Below are 19,010 nucleotides of genomic sequence, written 5' to 3' on the forward strand. Positions count from 1 at the left end.
ATAGCATGCGATGGTGCAGGTGCGAAATGGGGGATGGCCGGTTGCGGATCCTGGTAAGGCTGATCGGAACGCTGGTGCTGCCGGTGGTCGTCTATCTCGCGGCCGCGGCGCTGGGTGCCGGGCTTGCCGCCAACCGCGGGCGCACGCCGCCGGCGACGGGGGTGCGCATCTATGTGGCCGACAATGGCGCGCACACCGATCTGATCCTGCCTGCCGCCGCGTTCCGCGACATCGCCCGGCCCGAGCATCTGGCCGATCCCCGCTACGGCGCCGAGCCCTATCTCGCCATCGGCTGGGGCAATCGGGATTTCTACCTCCACACCGCCCGCTGGCGCGACATCGATCCCTGGCGCACCGCCAAGGCGCTGGCCGGTATCGGATCGACCGTGGTCCATGTCGCCCATGTGCCCGCGCCCCAGGTGGACGGATCGGTGCGCGCGGTGCTGCTGCGGCCCGAGGAATATCGCCGGCTGGTCGCCTATGTCCGGGGCAGCTTCGCCGCGGGGCCGGTGGTGCGCGGCTATGGCGCGCGCGACGCCTTCTATACGGCCAAGGGCGGCTATAGCGCGATCCGTACCTGCAACGAATGGACGGGACGGAGCCTGCGCGAGGCGGGCGTGCGGATGGGCAGCTGGACGCCGCTGCCCTGGGGGGTGATGCTGTGGCTATGATCCCGCGCACCGCCGCCGAGCCGCCGCCCCGCCTCGCCCTTGCGCTCGAGCCGGCCCGTGCCGCGATGACCCTGGCCGAACTCGCCCGTTTCCGCATCGCCGGGCTTGCCCGGGGCGACGGCCGGCCGGTGCTGGTGTCGCCCGGCCTCTGCAACACCGATCGCTCCAATTTCATGCTGCGCGCCATGCTATCCCGGCTCGGCTATCGCCCCTATCCTTGGCGGCTCGGCCGCAATTTCGGCGTGCGCACCGTCGGGCCGGAGTGCGAGAAGCTGATCGCCCGAGTCGAGGAGATCCAGCGCGAGACCGGCGGGAAGGTCACGCTGATCGGCGTCTCGCTCGGCGGCGTGATGAGCCGCATCGTCGCGCATCGCCGCCCCGATCTGGTCCGCGCGGTACTCACCATCAGCGCGCCCTTTGCCGGTGCGCCCAGCGCCACCAATGTCTGGCGCCCTTTCCAACTGCTCACCGGCGAGAAGATCGCCGACCCGGCGGTGGTGGCGCGGCTGGCCGAGGCCGCGCGCCCGCTGCCCATGCCGAGCGCCGCGATCTGGAGCCGCAGCGACGGCTTCGTGAACGGGCTGATCTGCCGCGAAGGCAGCGAGGCGGCGTGCCGCGCGGTCGAGGTGCGCAGCAGCCATCTGCTCGTCCAGATGAAGCCCCAGGTCCTGCGCGCCGTCGCCGGGATACTGGGCGGCTGGACCTAGGGCGCCACCACGCGCAGACTCGTTGCCCGCACGGTGGCGCAGGCGGGCGTGCCGTCCTTGCCGGTGCCCTGGACCTGGATCTCGAGGATGCCGCCCTCCGCCGCGCGCGCCAGCAGCGCGGGATCGATATCGTGGATGTCGATCTTCATCCTGCGCGACCAGGGCGAGGCGGGGTCGCCCGCCGCCTGCCCGATGCGGATATAGACGAAGCGCCGCTCGGGGCCTTCGCGGCGCACCTGGTCCCCGAAGAATTTCGGGCCCGGCGCCACGCGCACGGGAAAATCGAAGTGCAGCGCCTCGCCCGCCCGCGACAGCTTCGGGTCGAGCGGTTGGTCGTCCTTCGCCTGCAGGCTGTGCAACACCCCGATCACCGGCTGCGCGACGACGATCCGAAAGGGGAGGGGGATCTGCTCTGCCTTCGCCATGGCGCGGACCCTAGCAGGGCGCACCGGCATCCGTCTCCCGCAAAGCCGGATCGGGTTCCGGCGTCAGCGATGTTCGGGGCGAAGCGAACTGCCGGCGCGCTTGCCGCGCAGCGCGGTGACATAGGCGAGCGGGTTCAGCCAGGAACCCTCGCCGTTATAGCTGTGGGTGATGATCTCGGCGCGTCCGCCCAGGCTCTCGATCGGCACCGGTCCGCCCAGGCCCTTCTCCGCCAGCGTGAACCGGCTGTCGGCGGACTGGTCGCGATTGTCGCCCATCAGGAAGACATGGCCGGCGGGCACCCGGATCGGGCCATAGGTGTCGCCGGGGCTGACATAGCCCCCCGCAAGATAGGTGTCGCCCAGGTCGATCACGTCGTAGCGCGCGCCGTTCGGCAGGGTCTCGCGGAACAATGGCAGCGCGCAGACGAGCGTGCCGTCCTTCGCCACCTTGCGGAACGGCGCGAGCATCGGCTCGTCGCACGGCACATTGGCGTCGACGGGAATGTCCGCGGTCCCCGCGGCCACGCGCGGCACCGCCTTGCCGTTGAGGATCACCACGCCGTGGCGAACCGCGACCGTGTCGCCCGGCAGGCCGATCACACGCTTGATCAGGTCCGCCCCGTCCCCGCGCCGCGCCACCGTGACGATGTCGCCGCGCTCGGGCAGCCGGCCGAACAGCCGGCCGGGAACCACGCCGCTGCCATGGATCGAGAGCGAGGCATAGGACCAGCCATAGGGATATTTGGAAACGATCAGCCGGTCGCCCTTGCGCAGCGCCGGCATCATCGAGCTGGAGGGAATGTAGAAGGGCTTGGCCGCCACGCTCTGAAAGGCGAACACGCCACCGAAGAGCAGGCCCCAGGCCAGCGCGGTCCGCGTCCAGCCTTGTTTCCGCGGCACGGCGGCCGCATCCTCGACCGCCGGCATCGCCTCAGACCGTCTCGCGGTCGAACAATTCCCGGGCGTCGAGGCCGAGCAGCGCGATATGCTCCTTCACCCGCGGCCAATAGCCGGTGAGGAAGCGCTCGCGCTCGGCGATACGCAGCTTCTCCACCGCGCCCGGCAGCACGAACATGCCGACGCCGCGCCGGACCTCGACATAGCCGTCGTCCTGGAAGCTCTGATAGGCCTTGGCGACCGTGAGCGGATTGGCGCCGTGCTCGGCCGCCAGCGCACGCACCGACGGAAGCTGATCCCCTGCCCGGTATTGCCCGCGCAGGATCGCCGCGGCGATGCTGGCGCGCAGCTTGAGGTAGACCGGGCTGTCCTCATGCTCTAGCGCTGTCATGCTGCGATAATACACCAATCAAGCGGCGGGTCCATACCCCGGATTCCACTTATGTGCGATTTCGGACAGTGACGGCCGGGGGCGCTCCTCCAGCGGCGCGGCGGGGGTGCCGATGAAGACGAATCCCGCGATCTTCTGCGGCGCCGCCCCGAACAGGTCGCGCACTGCGTCCGAATAGGCGGCCCAGCCGGTGATCCAGGCGCCGGCGAAGCCCATGGCATGCGCGGCGTGGAGCAGGTTCATGCAGACGGCACCGGCGGAGAGCTCCTGTTCCCAGACCGGGATCTTGTGCGGCACCACGGGTGCGGAGAGCACCACCACCAGCGCCGGCGCCTGATTGGCGAACTGGATCGCCGCTTCCTCGTCGCGTGCCGTGCAATCCGCCTTCTCGCCGCGCAAGATCGCGACGAGCTTCTCGCCCAGTGCGGCCCGCGCCGCCCGGGGCACGATCACGAAGCGCCAGGGGAAGAGCTTGCCGTGATCGGGCGTGCGCGCGGCGATCTCGATCATCGCGTCGAGCTGCTCCGGGCCGGGCCCGGGCGCGGCCATGTCGCGCGGCTTGCCGGAACGGCGGGTGCGGAGATGGGCGAGCAGGCTGGAGCTATCGTTCAGGACCATGGCCGGGCATCTAGGGAGTGGAAGGCGAGCGCGCAAACGCCACCGGCGCGGACCGGAAGGGATTCGGCCGCGCAACCGCGAGGATGTTCGCACGGCCATCGGCATCCGGGGAGGGCGGGCAGCCGGCCGGGCATCGCCATCCTGCTGGACCGGGTCATTGGTCGCGCGATCGCTCGCGCCGCAGCCATGCACGGGCGCGCATGCTTTACAGCCGCTTCATTCCGTCTAGTTTGGCCGCCCATGCGCCGGGCCTATGGCCTGGAACCGATATCTAAAGGGCAATAAACCGCATGGTCGACACTCCAACCGCCGATAGTCCGGCAGAGCCGGACATCACCCACGTCAATCCCGCTGCGGAGAAGACGTGGTTCGGGCATCCCCGCCAGCTGGCGCGCATGTTCACCACCGAGATGTGGGAGCGCTTCGGCTATTACGGCATGCGCGCGCTGCTGACGCTTTATCTCACGCAGCATTTCATGTTCGGCGATCGCGAGGCGACCGGCCTTTATGGCGGCTATACCGCCCTCGTCTATCTCACCCCGCTGATCGGCGGCTATCTGGCCGACCAGTATCTGGGGTCCAAGCGCGCAGTGAAATTCGGCGCGATCGTCATGTCGCTGGGCTATCTGATCCTCTGCTTCGGCGGCCCCACCGCCAAGCCCCATGCGACGATCGACGGCCAGCGCTACGAAGTCTCGATCGGCAAGTCGGCCGAGGGCAAGGAAGTCCGCTACGTCATCGACGGCGCGAAGAAGCTCGAGATCAAGGGCAATGACGACGGCACCGTAGATCTGCTCGATGCCGGCACCGTCGCGCGCAAGGTCGACAAGGGCAGCTTCGAATCCGGCGCGGACCGCAACGCCTTCTACGTGATGGTGATGCTGATCGCGCTGTCGATGGTGTCGGTCGGCAACGGCTTCTTCAAGCCGAACATCTCCACCATGGTCGGCGAACTCTACGAGCAGGGCGACCGACGACGCGACAGCGGCTTCACCATTTTCTACATGGGCATCAACACCGGCTCGCTCTTCTCGCAGATCCTCTGCCCTTGGCTCGCCGTCGCCTATGACTGGAGCTGGGGCTTCGGCCTTGCCGCGATCGGCATGATGATCTCCTGGGCGCTGATCCAGTTCAACGGCGGCAAGCTCGACGGCTATGGCGAGCCGCCGGCCAAGCCGGGCGTCCACAGCCAGCAATGGATCATCTATGCGGTGGCACTCTGCGTCGTGCCGCTTTTCTATCTGCTCTATGTCAACCTGATGCACGCCGCGCCGCCCGCCAAGGGCTCGGGCTTCATCGGTTACCTCACGCACCTTCCGCTGATGGGCAAGCTGCTGTTCGGCTCGTTCCTGGTTAGCGTGCCCGGAATCCTGATCTGGTCGTTCTTCGCGGGCAGCAGGACCGAGTTCCAGATGATGCTGGCGGCGATGGTGCTGATCGTCTTCAACGTCGTGTTCTGGACGCTGTTCGAGCAGGCGGGCTCGTCGCTCACCCTGTTCGCGGACCGCAACACCGATCTCGCACTCCACTGGTCAACGCCGTTGATCGCCTTCTTCCGGGCGCAGCCGACCGCCTATTACGCCACCTGTGCCGTGCTGATCGGCGCGATGATGTGGAGCGTCCGGGTGCTACTGCCGGAGGTACTGGGGCGCCCGCGCAAGGCGCTCGACGAAGTGATCGTGCTGCTGGTCTTCGCCATTGGCACCGGCCTCCTCTGGTGGCAGCAGAACAGTATCCTCGGCGCGCCGACCTGGTCGATGAGCGCGGGCCAGACCCAGTTCTTCAACGCGGCCTTCATCGTGCTGCTCGCCCCGTTCATGTCGATGCTGTGGACCGCGCTGGCCAAGCGCGGGCTGGAGCCGTCGATCCCGGTCAAGTTCGGCATCGCGCTGATCGGCGTGGCGGCAGGCTTCCTGCTGCTCGTCTGGGGCGCGAGCTATGCCGATGCCAATTTCCAGGTGGGCATCTGGTGGCTGGCCGGCCTCTATTTCATCCACTCCTTCGCCGAACTGTGCATCTCGCCGGTTGGCCTGTCGATGATCACCAAGCTGTCGATCGCCCGCGTCGTCGGGTTGATGATGGGGGTGTGGTTCCTGTCGATCTCGGTGGCGCAGTTCGTCTCCGGATCCATCGCGCAGCTGGCCAGCGTCGATACGGTGGGCGGCCAGGTGACCAACCTCAAGGTCAGCCTCGATACCTATGTCGATGTGTTCACCACCATCTCGATCGCGGCGATCATCCTCGGCGTGCTGCTCCTGCTGCTGAGCTGGCCGCTGAAATACTGGATGCACGGCGTGAAATAAGCGCCGCTTCGTTCGCGGAAGCGAAAAGGGCCCGCGCGCAAGCGCAAACGAAAAGGGGGAGCGGCGACGCTCCCCCTTTTTTGCGTCTGCGATGCCGCCCGTTCAGGCGGCGAGGCGCAGCTCGACCTGCGCGTCGGCAACGGCGCCCGGCGCCTGAATGGCGACCGGCAGCGTGACTTCGCGGCGAGCGGCGAGGAAGAGCGAGATAAGCGAGAACATCGTGAAACCCTCATATCTGCATGCTCTGCTGCAATGCAGCATGTGCAGATGGTTCAGGGTTGCGCTTTCTGCAACTGCAATGGGTTGGGGCGTGGATTGCAGAGTACGCAATCACTCCCATCTTCGTCATACTGAACGCGTTTCAGCATCCAACCTGCGGCGGGCGAGGCGCGTGCGCTTCGTGTCTGTCGCCCGTCGATAGTTGGGCCCTGAAACAAGTTGGCGATTATCCCCTTCAAGCATGTGGCGGGAGGCGGTTCCCCGGCGAAGACCGGGGTCCAGTTCCGAACCCCTCGATGGCATTGCGCCCTCGCGAATGTGCTGCGACTGGGTCCCGGCCTTCGCCGGGGAGCGCATACATGCTCGAACGGGATAGTTCCCAACCAAGTTCAGGGTGGCGAGAGAGGTTGGTTCGAAGTGTTCCGACCCGCCAAGCCGCTCCCTCGGCCTGAATGTCGGCCCCTCCGCTGCTATGTGTCGCCCAGCTCGAGAATCACCGCCCATTCGTCCTCGCGCACCGGCGTGACCGAAAGGCGCGACTGGCGGAGCACTTCCAGTTTGGCGAGCCGCGGCTCTGCCTTGAGCATCGCCAGGGTGACGGGCCTGGCGAGCTTGCGCACCGGCTTCACTGCGACGCTGGCCCATTTGCCGTCATCGCCGTCCGGCTGCCAGGCGCGGGTGATCTCCAGGATTCCCACCGCCGCCTTCTCGGTGTTCGAATGATAGAACAGGGCCTGGTCGCCCGGTACCATGTCCTTCAGGAAGTTGCGGGCGGTGTAGTTGCGCACGCCGTTCCATTCGGTCGCCCCGTCGCGGACCAGGTCGTCCCAGGAATAGGCGTCGGGTTCGGAGCGGAGGAGCCAGTAGCGCATGCCGCCGCCTTAACCGCCTAAACGGCTGCTTAACAACCGATTCCGAACCAGTTCAGCCGCCGGGCGTTATCTCCATGACCTCAGCGCCGCGACTCGTCCCTCCTCGGACGGCCGGCAGGCGCCCGCAAATGAGGAGGAAAGTGATGACCAATTTCGTTAAGAAGGCCGTGCTCGGCACCGTTCTGGGCGCGACCGTGCTGGTCGCCGTCGCGCCGGCGGCCGAGGCGCAGCGCTATCGCGGCCATTATCGCGACCATGACGGCACCGGCACCGCGATCGTCGCGGGTATCGCCGGCCTCGCCATCGGTGCCGCGATCGCCAGCGACGGCCGCCGCTACGACCGCTACGATCGCCGCTACGACTATGATCGCGGCTATTATCGCGACCATGGCTACTACCCGACCGACGGCTATTATTATCGCGACTATTACCGCTCCTATCGCGGCTATTGCGAGGTCCGCCGGGTGTGGGATCCCTATCTCGATCGTCCGGTGCGGGTCCGCTACTGCCGCTGACGTTCTCGCGGAGGGGTAGCCTGGCGCTGCCCCTCCGCTAGGCTGCGGGCATGGGCACCGATTCGAACCTGCAGCCGCGGCAGCACGCCGCCGATCCCTCCGATCCCTATCGCCGGGAAGCCCAGACCTTCCCCGAGCTCGACGACGACATGGCCGGGCGCGCCGCCGCCTTTGGCAGCGTCGAGGAATGGCCGGAGGGCGGTGCCCTGTTCGAGCGCGGGCAGCGCAGCGTCGATTTCTTCCTGGTGCTGGCCGGCGCGGTCGAGGTGCTCGACGTCGATGCCAAGGGCCGCGAGCATGTCGTGCACGTCCATGGCGCGCGCCAGTTCACCGGCGAGCTCGATCTGTTCAACGACCGCAAGATCCTCGTCTCCGCCCGGGCGCTGCCCGGCACCCGCGTCGTCCGAGTCGAGCGGCTGGCGTTTCGCCGCCTGATCGCCGCAGAGCCGGACATCGGCGAGGTGGTGATGCGCGCCTTCATCCTGCGCCGGGTGGGCATGATGCTGCACGGCGAGGCGGGCATCGCGCTGATCGGACCCGCCCATGGCGCGGCCACGGCCCGAATCGAGAGCTTCCTGCGCCGCAACGGCCTGCCCCACCGCCAGATCGACACCGAGACCGACGCCGATGCCGGCGGCTTCCTCGCCTGTTTCCAGCTTGCCCCGGACGACCTGCCCGTGGTGGTGGTCCGGGGCCAGACGCTGCGCCGGCCGAGCAATGGCCAGGTGGCGGACGCGCTCGGCCTAACCGTCGAGCTCGATCCCGCCCATGTCCATGACGTCGCCGTGGTCGGTGCCGGCCCGGCCGGGCTTGCCTCCGCCGTCTATGCCGCGTCGGAGGGGCTCGACACGATCGTCGTCGAATCGATCGCGCCGGGCGGGCAGGCCGGGACCAGCTCGAAGATCGAGAATTATCTCGGCTTCCCCACCGGCATCTCCGGCCAGGCGCTGGCCGGGCGGGCCCAGGTGCAGGCGCAGAAGTTCGGCGCGCGCCTGCTGGTCTCGCGCGGCGCGGTGGGGCTCGACTGCTCCGGGGCGCCGTTCGTCGTGCAGCTCGACGACGGGACCGAGATCCGTGCGCGCGTCGTGGTGGTCGCCACCGGCGCCCGCTATCGCAAGCTCGACTTGCCGCGCTATGCCGAGCTGGAGGGCAACGGCATCTATTACGCCGCCACCAACATGGAAGCCGGGCTCTGTGCCGGCCAGGAAGTGGTGGTGGTGGGCGGCGGCAACTCGGCCGGGCAGGCGGCGATCTACCTCGCGCGCAGCGCCGGCCATGTCCACATCCTGGTCCGCGGCAAGGGGCTGGCCGACACCATGTCGCGCTACCTGATCGACCGGATCGAGGCTTCGGACCGGATCACGCTGCACCCCTTCACCGAAGTGACCGGACTGGAGGGCGAGCGGCACCTGACCGGCCTGACCTGGACCGATCGCAAGACCGGCGAGACGCGCCGGCGCGGCGTGGGGGCGCTGTTCGTGATGATCGGCGCGGTGCCTTCGACCGACTGGCTGGACGGCTGCCTCGACCTGGATCCCGCCGGCTTCGTGCAGACGGGCAGCGGCGAGACTTTCTTCTGTTCGTCCAAGCCGGGGATCTTCGCCGTCGGCGACGTCCGCTCGGGCTCGGTCAAGCGAGTCGCCTCGGGCGTGGGCGAGGGATCGGTGGTGGTCTCCTCGATCCACCGTTATCTTGAAAGCCTGCGCCAATAGCGGCAAAGGGCTGCCCATGAGTGACACGCCCCCGGACCGCCTGTCGGTCAACCAGAGCAGCCCCTATTTCCAGCGCGAACTGCTGGAGCGCGGCATCGGCATCCGCTTCAAGGGCAATGAGCGCCGCGACGTCGAGGAATATTGCATTTCCGAAGGCTGGGTCCGCGTCGCGCTCGGCAACAAGGTCGACCGCAAGGGCAACCCGCTGACGATCAAGCTGGTCGGCCCGGTCGAGGCCTGGTTCGAACGACCCGCCGGAGAGGGCGCCGACGAGGGCTGAGACGCAGGCTCCGTTGAAGCTCCCCAATCCCCCTGATGCATGCGCGAAGGGGAGACTCAGCTCCTCTTCGTCGCCCTGAACTTGTTTCAGGGTCCAAGGTTGGGCCGGGCGAGGGCACGGGTGATCTGATGGCGTCGCTCGCCGCGCGTTGGATGCTGAAACAAGTTCAGCATGACGATGGGAGCCTTGGCAGCGGTTCCGCGATGCCGAGAAGCGGCGCCAGGTCATTCCATTCGGGATTCTGGCGCTCGATCAGGTTGCATTTCCAGTCGCGGTGCCAGCGTTTCAATTGCTTCTCGCGGGCAATAGCCGCGTCCATGCATTCGGCGACTTCGTACCAGACAAGGCAATACGCCTTGTACTTGCTGGCGAAGCCACCGGTCATGCCATTGCGGTGCTGGAAGAGCCTGCCCGACAGGTCCGAAGTCACGCCTATATAGATCGTGCCCCTCGGACCACTGGCGAGGATATAGACGCAGGGCAAGCGGTCCCGCGCCACCTGTTCACCCCCCGAACGCCGCCCGTGCCGCGTCCTCGAACGCCTTGAGCGCGGCCATGTGCGGGAAGGGCCCGTGGCTGATCCGCGCTATGCCGGTTTCCGCCACCGCCCGGGCATCGGGAGCACCGGGAAAGGCCATGAAATTCACCGGCAGCGGCACCGCCTTCGCCACCCGCTCGAGCAGCGCGAGATCGGCGAGGCCGGGGACGAAGAAGCCGCTCGCGCCGGCATCGGCATAGGCCTTGCCGCGCGCGATCGCCGCATCGGCCATCGCGGCGTCATGCGTGTCGCCCGGCGCGATCAGGAAGATGTCGGTGCGGGCGTTGAGGAAGAAATCCGGGCCCACCGTCCAGCGGATCGCCGCGATGCGGGCAGCCTGCTCCTCGACGCCGTGCAGGGTGCGCGCGGCGGTGCCGTGGCTGGCCACGATCTGGTCCTCGAAATTGCAGCCGATCGCGCCGGTGGCGGCGAGCTTCTCGACATTGGCGGCGACCGCATCGGGGTCGACCGCATAGCCGCCCTCGAAATCCACGCTCACCGGCAGCGCTACCGCGGCCACGGTGCGCCGCGCATTGGCAAGCGCGAGGTCGAGCGGCAGCGCCTCCGCATCGTCATAGCCATGCGCGGTGGAGACCGAGGCACTGCCCGTGGCGATCGCCCGCGCGCCGGCGCGTTCCGCCGCGCGCGCGCTGCCCGCATCCCACACGTTGAACAGGATCACCGGGTCGCCGGGCACATGAAGCGCGGCAAAGCTCTGATACTTGGACATGGAGAACCCCTCTTGTTCTTGGATTGTTCTAGAGAGGTAATGGTGCCGGGGCAAGAGGGCGGTGGCGCAACTCCATGATCATGCTGACAGATGTGTCCATCCGCGATCCCCGCTGCTTCCCGCCGTCATCCCCGCCTGCGCGGGGATGACGGCGTTTGCGGATCGAGTCGTGACCCTAGTGGACGAACCGCGCCACCACGTCGCGATAGGAGCGGCTCACCTTCACCTGCGCACCCGAATCGAGCACCAGGAAACATTCGCCATTGGTGTGCGGCTTGACCTGGCGGACCAGGTCGAGATTGACGATGGTCGAACGATGGACGCGCTGGAAGCGGCGCGGATCGAGGCGCTTCTCGAGGTCCTTCATCGTCTCGCGCAGGATCAGCGTGTTGTCGCCGGTGTAGATGCACATATAGTCGCCGGCCGCGTCGATCCGCTCGATCGTGTCGACATCGACCCGGAAGATCTGGCCGCGATCCTTGATGTTGATCAGCTTCTCGAAACGGTTCGATGCCATCTCGCCGTCCATGGCCGAAGCGGCGATCTCGTCGACCGCTTCGGGGGCCACTTCGGCCAGCACTTCCTTCAGCTTCTCGATCTCCTCGACGCCGCGCTTCTCGCTGAGGCGCTGGCGGACGCGCTCGATCGTATCGGCCAGCCGGGCGGGCTCGACCGGCTTCATGAGATAGTCCACCGCCTGCGCCTCGAAGGCGCGGATCGCGTGATCGCTATAGGCGGTCACGAAGACGAACAGCGGCGGCTCGACCTCCATCAGCCCCTGGACGACCGAGAAGCCGTCGAAACCGGGCATCTGGATGTCGAGGAAGACAAGGTCGGGCTTGTGGGTCTTGATCGAACGGATCGCTTCGCGCCCGTTCGAGCATCTGTCGATGATCTCGACGTCGTCATGTTCCTGAAGCCTCAGCTCGAGCCCCTGGATGGCCAGGGATTCGTCGTCGACCAGAATAGTACGGATGGTCATGCGGCCTCTCGATTAGGTTCCTCGATCTGGAACGGTATCTCGATCTCAACGCTGAACCCCTTCCCTGGGTCCGAACGCGTCTCAAATCGATGGTCAGGCCCGAAAGCCTGGGCCAACCGCTCCTTGATATTGGCGAGCCCCACGCCGGTTGAAAGGGTCGGCCGCTGCTTGGCCTCGATCAATCCCGGACCCGTATCGGATACGGCGATCTGCACTCGTTCTCCGGCGAGCCGAGCGGAGACGGTGATATCGGCGCCCTCTTCCTGGGGCGTGACCGCATATTTGATGGCATTCTCGACGAGAGGCTGGAGCAGCAGCGACGGCAGCCGCGCCTTGGCGACGCGCTCGTCGATGTCGAAATGCGGGCGCAGGCGCTCGTCGAAGCGCATCTTCTCGATCTCGAGATAGAGCTTCAGCGTCTCGGCCTCCTGGGCGAGGGTGACGTGCGCCGTCGGTTCGTTCGCCAGCGTGTAGCGCAGGAAGGAAGAGAGGCGGGAGAGCATGATGTTCGCCCGCTCGGTCTGCTTCAGCAGCACCAGCGTGGAGATCGAGTTGAGCGTGTTGAACAGGAAATGCGGGTTGAGCTGGTAGCGCAGCATCGCCAGCTGGGCATGGCTCGCCTGCACTTCCAGCGCCTGCATCTGGTCGATCTGCTGCTCGACGATCAGATAGAAGTTGATCGCGAAATAGAGCGCGGACCAGCCGGCCAGCACGGTGAAGTTGATGAACACGGTGCCGACGACCAGATTGAACGAAATGTTCGGCGTCGGCATCTTGATGAAGGAATAGATGAAGGCGTCGAGCACCGCATAGATCGCCGTCGCCGTGCCCAGCGTCGCCAGCGTCAGCAGGATGCCCGGAATGCGCGGCAGCCGGCGATAATAGCCGTAGAGCGTCGAGAGCAGCAGCGTCAGGCAATAGCCGATGATCGATTCGATGATCACCGCGATCACGCCCTCGACGCTGAAGCCGTTGGACAGCGACACCACGGTGCGCAGCAGCAGATAGCCGGTCCAGCCGCCGGCCTGGAGCATCCAGAAGGCGCGGTTCTTGTCCTCGAAGAACGGGCGCGACAGCGCGGCGGGCGCCGGCTGCTTCAACGGCTGGGCGAGGAACGGGGAGCTAGGATCCAGGGTAGCCACGCCCAAGCCTCTAACACCGCTGACAGGCGGGGGCAAAGAGGCGTAGGCTGTCCGCGCCGGCGCGAGACCGGGACGATGGTGGAGAGCGAGGATGGATCAGGGCGGCGAACGCGCGAAATTCCACGCGATGACCGAAGGCACTGCCGAGGACTGGGCGATCATCGGCGGGGCGTTCCGCGGCTTTGCGGGCGGATTGCCCGATCGGATCCTGGGGCACCTGAAGCTGCTCGATGGCGATTTCGGCGGATTCGCGATCGACCGGCTGCAGCATTCGCTCCAGACCGCGACGCGCGCGCATCGCGACGGACGTGGCGAGGATTATGTGGTGATGGCCCTGCTCCACGACATCGGCGACACGCTGGGGAGCTACAACCATCCCGAGATCGCCGCGGCGATCCTGCGCCCCTTCGTCAGCGAGGAACTACACTGGATCGCCGACAAGCACGGCGCCTTTCAGGGCTATTATTTCTTCCACCATCTCGGGCTGGACCGCGATGTGCGCGAGGGGTTTCGCGGGCATCCGCATTTCGAGGCATGCGCGGAATTCTGCGCGCACTATGATCAGGCGGCGTTCGATCCCGCCTATGAGAGCGCGCCGCTCGCCTTTTTCGAACCGATGGTCCGCCGCGTCTTCGCCCGGCCGCTGAACAGCATCTACGCCAGGGCGGCCGAGGCGTGATTTGCTGATGCCGCGGGGAGGGGGCAGGTGCCTGTCCGCCCGCGGGGAGCCCGGACAAGCTATTGAACTATTTCCGCCATCTCCGTGCAGGCGGGATGGGCCGGCGGATATGCGCTCACTGCCCGGAAGCCGTGCAGGCAAGCCTGCCAAACGAAAACCGCCGCCCCGTTTCCGGAGCGGCGGCTTCGTGTTCCCGTTCGGGAAGCGGGTCTTGGCTTAGAAGCCGACGACCAGCGTGCCCATCACGGTGCGCGGGTAACCGATCTGGGTGAACGGCGGGTTGCCGTAGTTGGTGATCGCACCCGTCGTCGCGTTGTAGGTCGGGCCCTGGTTCAGCGCGCCGTTGCCGCTGTTGATCGAACCGACCCAGAACTCGTTGAACAGGTTGCGAACGTTGACCTGGAAATAGGTCTTCTTGTTCAGGCCGGCCCAGGTGAGGTCGACACGCGCGTTGAGGTCAACCAGCGTGTAGGCCGGGGTCTTGGCCGGGAAGATGTCGAAGGTCTGGACCGCACCGTTGACGGTGAGGGCCTGACGGATCGGCTCGTTGGTGTCGTAGATGTAGCGCGGACCGGTGCGCTTCACGTCGATGCCGAGCGAGACCGGCTCGATGTCGACCGTCGCGCCGCCACCGAAGGTGTAGACGGGAGCGTTCGACTCGCGCTTGCCGGCGGTCGGCGCGTAGATGATCGTGCCGGCCGTGGTGCGGGCCACCTCGACGTTGTTCACGATCTCCGAGTGGAGGTACGAACCAAAGGCGTAGACGCTCAGCTCCTTGACGGGCTGGTAGGTCACCGAGCCGTCGAAGCCGTACTTACGCACGGTGCCGAGGTTGCGGTAGACCGACTTTTCCAGCTCGGGATCGTAGGACGAAGCGAGACGGTTCTTGTAGTTGGTGTACCACGCGCCGAACTGCGCCTGCAGCGTCGCCGAGCGATAGCGGATGCCGAGGTCGAAATTGTCCGTGCTCTCCGGCTTCGGCGTCGCGCGCTCCGAACCCTTCGGGAAGTAGAAGGAGTTGTAGAGGTTGTCGGTGCCCGGGACCTGCAGGCCCTTCGAATAGTTGCCGAACACGTCGACCTGCGGGGTCAGCGACCAGGTGTAGCCGATGTTCGGCAGCACGCGGTTGTAGTTGAGGACGCGCTGCTGCGGCCCCTGCGTCGCGAACGAGCAGGTGGTCACGCCGGTGGTCGCCGGCGGCACCGGCGGGGCGGTGACGCAGGTTGCGCCCGAAGCCGCGGCCGCGCTCTGGGTCACCGTCTGGATCGGGGTACCGGCGAGGAAGCCGGCGACCTGCGAACCGCACTCGATGAAGCCCGAAGCGCTCGAAGTGGCGCAGTAGTTGGTCAGGTTGCGGCGCATGAACGGCGCGCGGACGCCCGCGTTGATCTTCAGCGTGCCGTCGAAGAACTCGCCGCGATATTCGGCCGCGACCTGCTGCAGGATCGCGTACGAAAGACGATCGCGCTTCTGCAGCGAGTTGCCGTTCGCGTCGAGGATCGGGTTGTTGACCGGGAAGACGTCGAAGGGCTTGCCGTTGAGCTGCAGATAGCCGAGCTCGCCGGTCTGACGGTGGCGCGCACGGTCATAGGTGTAGGCGATACGGACGCTCTGGTCGGGCGACAGGTCGTAGCGCAGCGACGCGATGACGCCGATGCGGTGCGTCTGGGTCTGGCTGGGGGCCAGGACGCGGACGGTGTCGAGCGTGTCGCCGTCGCCGTTCAGGTCGCGGCCGGCATAGGGGTTGCCGCCCCAATAGCCCGGCTGGCAGTTCACCGTGCCGCTGTTCGCGGTGGTGTTGCAGTTCGCGCGCGCCGGCGAGCCCGCCGGGTTGAGGTCGAACGCCGACTCGTTCGCGACGACGGTGCCGCCGCCATTGGCCTTCACGAACTGGTAGCTCGGATCGACCGTGAGGACGAGGCCGTCGGACAGGGTGAAGCGCGACTGGGCGCGGATGTTGGCGGTGTTCGACGGGTTATAGCGCTCGTCGAAGGTCGAGCCGCAGCTGTTGGCCAGGTCGGCCTGGCCCGCGCGGGCCACCGTGTTGATGGTGCAGGCCGGGATGTTGTAGAACGCTTCGCCGTTGTTCATCGGGTAGCGGTCGGTCGCGTTCACGCCGGTGAAGCGCGTGCCGTTGGAGATGACGACCTGCTGGCCCGTGGGGCACGGGGTGGTGGTGACGGCGCAGCCGACCGCACGCTGCACGGTGTCCCAGCGCAGCGGCACCGAGCCCTGGAAGTTGTTGCGGTTCTGGTTGTAGTGGCCCGCGATCGCAATGAAGTCGCCGCTATCGCCCAGCGGCTGATAGATCTTGGCGTTGAACTGCTGCTTGTCGATCTTCGAGTTCGGGTTCCAGCGCTGATAGTTGCGCGCCTGGCTCGCCGCGAACCAAGCGCGGGTGCCGGCCGAAGTGAACTCGCCGGTGTCGACGAGGCCGAAGGTGCGGAAGAAGCCGTACTGGCCCACCGAGCCGACCAGCTTCACGCCGAAGTCACGGCTGGGGACGCGCGTGCGGTAGTTGACGGTCGAACCGGTGGCGCCGGCGGTCGGCGAGTCGACGTCGGTCGAGCCGAGGTTGACGTTGACCTGCTCGATCAGCTCGGGATCGATCTGCTGGTTCGAATAGATGGCGTAGTTGCCCGAGTCGTTCAGCGGCACGCCGTCGAAGGTCTGGCTGATGCGCGTCGAGTCGAAGCCGCGGATGCTCATCGAGCCGCCCGACGAACCATAGGGATCGTTATTCTGGAAGCTGACGCCCGGAAGCTGATTGATCAGATCGTTGACGCTGGCGCCCGGCGCCTGGCGTTCGATGAATTCCTGCGTGAGGACGCCCTTGGCCCGCGAGGTGTCCGGAATGATGATTCCGTTCACGCCATTGTCGGCACGGCCGCCGGTCACGACGATCTCGGTCTCGCCCTCGAAGTCCTGCGTACCGGTGGACTGCGCGAACGCCGCCCCCGGGACCATCAGCGCGGCAAAAGCCACGCCCGCAAAAAGCTTGGTGCGCATTAGAGGTGTTTCCCTTTCGGTGTGTGCTTATCGTCTGCACTGAACGCGGTGCGGTTCACCGTCGTCGCCGCCCATGCGATTAATTTATGTCGGTCCTGTGACAGTCAATCCGAGTCCTGCGGGGCAGGCCGGTTAATCTGCGATTCAGGATTGTTGCGTTGCAAAAAAGTCACTCCACAGTGGCGACGATCTGCAGCCATTCACTCTCCGAAATTACGCGGATTCCGAGTTCCGCGGCCTTTTTCAGCTTCGAGCCCGCGCCGGGCCCCGCAATCACCAGATCGGTCTTCGCGGACACCGATCCCGCGACTCGCGCGCCCAGCGATTCGGCCTGGGCCTTGGCCTCGTCGCGACTCAGCGCCTCCAGCGTGCCGGTGAAAACCAGCGTCTTTCCCGACACTTCCGATTCGCGCGTCTCGACGATGAAGGGCGGCGGGGCGACTTCGCCCAAAAGGTCTTCCCACACCGCGCGATTGTGCGGTTCGTGGAAGAAATCGGCCAGGGCCTGGCCGACGGCGCCGCCGACATTCTCGACTCCGATATGCTCGGCGATCGCCTTGTCGAGCCGCGCGCGGTGTTTCGTCTCGGTCTCACCGATCTGTGGCGGCGTCGCATCGCGCAGCGCGATGACCTGGTCGGCGAGCGCCTGGAGCGCGGGCAATGTTGCATAGCGTTTCAAAAGGTCTCGCGCCGTGATCGCCCCGATATGGCGGATGCCCAGGCCGAAGAGCAGCCGCGCCGCGTCGGGCGCGCGCTTGGCTTCGATCGCGGCGAGCAGCGCGTCGACCGACTTCTCCTGCCAGCCTTCGCGGCCCAGCAGTTCCGCGCGATGGGGAGCGAGGCGGAAGATGTCCGCGGGCTCGACGATCCAGCCCAGGTCGAGCAGTTCGATCAGGGTCTTCTCGCCCAGCCCCTCGATGTCGAGCGCGCCGCGGCTGACGAAATGCTTGAGGCGCTCGAGCCGCTGGGCCGGGCAGATCAGCCCGCCCGTGCAGCGGATGTCGACCTCGCCTTCCTCGGCCACGGCTTCCGAATGGCAGATCGGGCAATGGCTGGGGAACAGGAATGCCGGCCGGTCCTCGTCGCGGGTCAGGTTCTCGACGATCTGCGGGATCACGTCGCCGGCGCGCTGGAGCACGACCCGATCGCCCGGGCGCACGCCCAGGCGCGCGATCTCGTCGGCATTGTGCAGCGTCGCGTTGGTGACGACGACGCCGCCGACGGTGACCGGCTCCAGCCGCGCTACCGGCGTGAGCTTGCCGGTGCGGCCGACCTGGATGTCGATGCCGCGCAACAGGGTCTGGGCGCGCTCGGCAGGGAATTTGTGCGCCAGCCCCCAGCGCGGCGCGCGGCCCACAAAGCCGAGCCGGCCCTGCCAGTCCAGCCGGTCGATCTTGTAGACCACGCCGTCGATGTCGAAGGGCAGGTCGGCGCGGACCGCTTCGATCTTCCCATATTGCGCCAGCGCGGCCTCGAGGTCGACGGGGCCGACGAACAGGTCCGAAACCGGGAAGCCCATCGCCTGGATGGCGCGGATCACCTCTGCCTGCGTGTCGCCGGGCAGCGCGCTGGTCTCGCCCCAGCCCCAGGCGAGGAAACGCAGCGGACGCGCCGCGGTGACGGCGGCGTCCTTCTGGCGCAGCGATCCGGCGGCGGCGTTGCGCGGATTGGCGAACTGGCGTGCTTCCTTGCCGGTCTCCGCGGCCTCGGCGAGCAGCCGGGCGTTGAGGGCGGCGAAATCCGCCTTCGCCATGTACACTTCGCCGCGCACCTCGAAGATTTCGGGCGCGCCGGCGATCTCCTGGGGCACGTCGCCGATGGTCCGGGCATTGGCGGTCACGTCCTCGCCGATCTGGCCGTCGCCGCGCGTGAGCGCCTGGACGAGCCGGCCCCTCTCGTAGCGCAGCGAGCAGGAAAGGCCGTCGATCTTGGGCTCGGCGGTGAGGGCGATCGGCTCGGCATCGCCCAGCGCCAGGAAACGGCGGACCCGGCCGAGGAAATCGGCGACGTCGGCGTCGTCGAAGCCATTGTCCAGGCTGAACATCGGCCGCGCATGCGCCACTTTGGCGAGCCGCCCGGACGGCGCGGCGCCGACCAGCCGCGACGGCGAATCGGCGCGGACCAGATCGGGGAAGGCGGCCTCGATCGCGGCATTGCGCCGCATCAGCGCGTCATAGTCGGCGTCGCTGATCTCGGGCGCATCCTCGGCATGGTAGAGCCGGTTGTGGTGCGCGATCTCGCCGGCGAGCTTCTCCAGCTCGAGCGCGGCTTCCTGGGGCGTCTGGGGCAGCGGGTCCATGCCGCCGGGGTTAGGCTGGGC

At 67.0% G+C, this 19,010-nt stretch carries 18 protein-coding genes; 7 read left to right on the forward strand and 11 right to left on the reverse strand.

The features are described from left to right. The first annotated feature begins 41 nt into the window (after nt 1-41). Complete coding sequence (locus CAP40_RS04955; RefSeq protein ID WP_256924019.1) at nt 42-671, forward strand: TIGR02117 family protein; 630 nt, start codon at nt 42-44, stop codon at nt 669-671. Beyond that, nucleotides 668-1,378, forward strand: a complete 711-nt coding sequence (locus tag CAP40_RS04960) for an alpha/beta fold hydrolase (RefSeq protein ID WP_086128191.1) — start codon at nt 668-670, stop codon at nt 1,376-1,378. The genes CAP40_RS04955 and CAP40_RS04960 overlap by 4 nt, the downstream gene beginning before the upstream one ends. Here the strand turns inward: CAP40_RS04960 and CAP40_RS04965 are convergent. The 4 genes from CAP40_RS04965 to CAP40_RS04980 all read right to left on the reverse strand — a co-directional run bounded on the left by CAP40_RS04965 (nt 1,375) and on the right by CAP40_RS04980 (nt 3,709). Beyond that, entirely contained in the window at nt 1,375-1,803 is a 429-nt protein-coding gene (locus CAP40_RS04965) for a DUF5990 family protein (protein WP_086128192.1), read from the reverse strand. The two genes, CAP40_RS04960 and CAP40_RS04965, sit on opposite strands and share 4 nt — an antisense overlap. 63 nt (nt 1,804-1,866) lie before the next feature. Further along, nucleotides 1,867-2,730: a signal peptidase I gene (gene lepB, locus CAP40_RS04970; RefSeq protein WP_086128193.1), complete on the reverse strand. Its 864-nt coding sequence runs from the start codon at nt 2,728-2,730 to the stop codon at nt 1,867-1,869. Nucleotides 2,731-2,734: 4 nt separating this feature from the next. After that, nucleotides 2,735-3,091 carry a GntR family transcriptional regulator gene (locus CAP40_RS04975; RefSeq protein ID WP_086128472.1) on the reverse strand — a complete coding sequence of 119 codons (357 nt, stop codon included), beginning with the start codon at nt 3,089-3,091 and terminating at the stop codon, nt 2,735-2,737. Nucleotides 3,092-3,109: 18 nt separating this feature from the next. Beyond that, the gene (locus tag CAP40_RS04980) at nt 3,110-3,709 is read right to left on the reverse strand and encodes a nitroreductase (RefSeq protein WP_086128194.1); all 600 of its coding nucleotides are present in this window, start codon (nt 3,707-3,709) and stop codon (nt 3,110-3,112) included. 290 nt (nt 3,710-3,999) lie between these two features. On the opposite strand from CAP40_RS04980, the gene CAP40_RS04985 reads away from it, so the two are divergent. After that, on the forward strand, nt 4,000-6,012 hold the full coding sequence (locus tag CAP40_RS04985) for a peptide MFS transporter (RefSeq protein WP_086128195.1): 2,013 nt from the start codon (nt 4,000-4,002) through the stop codon (nt 6,010-6,012). Nucleotides 6,013-6,701: 689 nt separating this feature from the next. Here the strand turns inward: CAP40_RS04985 and CAP40_RS04990 are convergent. After that, entirely contained in the window at nt 6,702-7,103 is a 402-nt protein-coding gene (locus CAP40_RS04990; protein ID WP_086128196.1) for an EVE domain-containing protein, read from the reverse strand. A gap of 143 nt (nt 7,104-7,246) precedes the next feature. Here CAP40_RS04990 and CAP40_RS04995 point away from each other — a divergent pair, with 143 nt between their 5' ends. The 3 genes from CAP40_RS04995 to CAP40_RS05005 are packed head-to-tail and all read left to right on the forward strand — an operon-like array spanning nt 7,247 to nt 9,610. Then, complete coding sequence (locus tag CAP40_RS04995; RefSeq protein WP_086128197.1) at nt 7,247-7,618, forward strand: hypothetical protein; 372 nt, start codon at nt 7,247-7,249, stop codon at nt 7,616-7,618. Between the two features lie 50 nt (nt 7,619-7,668). Next, nucleotides 7,669-9,330: an FAD-dependent oxidoreductase gene (locus CAP40_RS05000; RefSeq protein ID WP_086128198.1), complete on the forward strand. Its 1,662-nt coding sequence runs from the start codon at nt 7,669-7,671 to the stop codon at nt 9,328-9,330. 16 nt (nt 9,331-9,346) lie between these two features. Continuing rightward, entirely contained in the window at nt 9,347-9,610 is a 264-nt protein-coding gene (locus tag CAP40_RS05005; RefSeq protein WP_086128199.1) for a DUF3297 family protein, read from the forward strand. Between the two features lie 166 nt (nt 9,611-9,776). Here CAP40_RS05005 and CAP40_RS05010 read toward each other — a convergent pair whose 3' ends face one another. The 4 genes from CAP40_RS05010 to CAP40_RS05025 form a co-directional block, all read right to left on the reverse strand. Continuing rightward, the gene (locus CAP40_RS05010; protein WP_086128200.1) at nt 9,777-10,109 is read right to left on the reverse strand and encodes a GIY-YIG nuclease family protein; all 333 of its coding nucleotides are present in this window, start codon (nt 10,107-10,109) and stop codon (nt 9,777-9,779) included. 4 nt (nt 10,110-10,113) lie between these two features. Then, entirely contained in the window at nt 10,114-10,878 is a 765-nt protein-coding gene (locus CAP40_RS05015; RefSeq protein ID WP_086128201.1) for an isocitrate lyase/phosphoenolpyruvate mutase family protein, read from the reverse strand. 175 nt (nt 10,879-11,053) lie between these two features. Beyond that, a complete protein-coding gene (locus CAP40_RS05020; RefSeq protein ID WP_086128202.1) occupies nt 11,054-11,860 on the reverse strand; it encodes a LytTR family DNA-binding domain-containing protein in 807 nt (268 codons plus the stop codon). Continuing rightward, on the reverse strand, nt 11,857-12,894 hold the full coding sequence (locus CAP40_RS05025; protein WP_086128473.1) for a sensor histidine kinase: 1,038 nt from the start codon (nt 12,892-12,894) through the stop codon (nt 11,857-11,859). Before CAP40_RS05025 ends, CAP40_RS05020 begins: the two co-directional genes overlap by 4 nt. Nucleotides 12,895-13,093: 199 nt before the next feature. Between CAP40_RS05025 and CAP40_RS05030 the strand changes: the two genes are divergently transcribed. Beyond that, a complete protein-coding gene (locus CAP40_RS05030) occupies nt 13,094-13,681 on the forward strand; it encodes an HD domain-containing protein (RefSeq protein WP_086128203.1) in 588 nt (195 codons plus the stop codon). 216 nt (nt 13,682-13,897) lie between these two features. Here CAP40_RS05030 and CAP40_RS05035 read toward each other — a convergent pair whose 3' ends face one another. Then, entirely contained in the window at nt 13,898-16,690 is a 2,793-nt protein-coding gene (locus CAP40_RS05035) for a TonB-dependent receptor (RefSeq protein WP_086128204.1), read from the reverse strand. 169 nt (nt 16,691-16,859) lie between these two features. Then, on the reverse strand, nt 16,860-18,989 hold the full coding sequence (gene ligA, locus CAP40_RS05040; RefSeq protein ID WP_086128205.1) for an NAD-dependent DNA ligase LigA: 2,130 nt from the start codon (nt 18,987-18,989) through the stop codon (nt 16,860-16,862). Nucleotides 18,990-19,010: the final 21 nt, after the last annotated feature.

The sequence above is a fragment of the Sphingomonas sp. IBVSS2 genome, assembly GCF_002127225.1.
In the GTDB taxonomy this organism is placed as follows: domain Bacteria; phylum Pseudomonadota; class Alphaproteobacteria; order Sphingomonadales; family Sphingomonadaceae; genus Sphingomonas.

Bases quoted from the DNA above. Each gene is read 5' to 3' on its own strand.
- CAP40_RS05015 (WP_086128201.1), bottom strand. From the start codon at position 10,878: ATGTCCAAGTATCAGAGCTTTGCCGCGCTTCATGTGCCCGGCGACCCG.
- CAP40_RS04965 (WP_086128192.1), bottom strand. From the start codon at position 1,803: ATGGCGAAGGCAGAGCAGATCCCCCTCCCCTTTCGGATCGTCGTCGCG.
- CAP40_RS05000 (WP_086128198.1), top strand. From the start codon at position 7,669: ATGGGCACCGATTCGAACCTGCAGCCGCGGCAGCACGCCGCCGATCCC.
- CAP40_RS05030 (WP_086128203.1), top strand. From the start codon at position 13,094: ATGGATCAGGGCGGCGAACGCGCGAAATTCCACGCGATGACCGAAGGC.
- CAP40_RS04960 (WP_086128191.1), top strand. From the start codon at position 668: ATGATCCCGCGCACCGCCGCCGAGCCGCCGCCCCGCCTCGCCCTTGCG.
- lepB (WP_086128193.1), bottom strand. From the start codon at position 2,730: ATGCCGGCGGTCGAGGATGCGGCCGCCGTGCCGCGGAAACAAGGCTGG.
- CAP40_RS04995 (WP_086128197.1), top strand. From the start codon at position 7,247: ATGACCAATTTCGTTAAGAAGGCCGTGCTCGGCACCGTTCTGGGCGCG.
- CAP40_RS04985 (WP_086128195.1), top strand. From the start codon at position 4,000: ATGGTCGACACTCCAACCGCCGATAGTCCGGCAGAGCCGGACATCACC.
- CAP40_RS05005 (WP_086128199.1), top strand. From the start codon at position 9,347: ATGAGTGACACGCCCCCGGACCGCCTGTCGGTCAACCAGAGCAGCCCC.
- CAP40_RS04975 (WP_086128472.1), bottom strand. From the start codon at position 3,091: ATGACAGCGCTAGAGCATGAGGACAGCCCGGTCTACCTCAAGCTGCGC.
- CAP40_RS04990 (WP_086128196.1), bottom strand. From the start codon at position 7,103: ATGCGCTACTGGCTCCTCCGCTCCGAACCCGACGCCTATTCCTGGGAC.
- ligA (WP_086128205.1), bottom strand. From the start codon at position 18,989: ATGGACCCGCTGCCCCAGACGCCCCAGGAAGCCGCGCTCGAGCTGGAG.
- CAP40_RS05025 (WP_086128473.1), bottom strand. From the start codon at position 12,894: ATGCTCCAGGCCGGCGGCTGGACCGGCTATCTGCTGCTGCGCACCGTG.
- CAP40_RS05035 (WP_086128204.1), bottom strand. From the start codon at position 16,690: ATGCGCACCAAGCTTTTTGCGGGCGTGGCTTTTGCCGCGCTGATGGTC.
- CAP40_RS04980 (WP_086128194.1), bottom strand. From the start codon at position 3,709: ATGGTCCTGAACGATAGCTCCAGCCTGCTCGCCCATCTCCGCACCCGC.
- CAP40_RS05020 (WP_086128202.1), bottom strand. From the start codon at position 11,860: ATGACCATCCGTACTATTCTGGTCGACGACGAATCCCTGGCCATCCAG.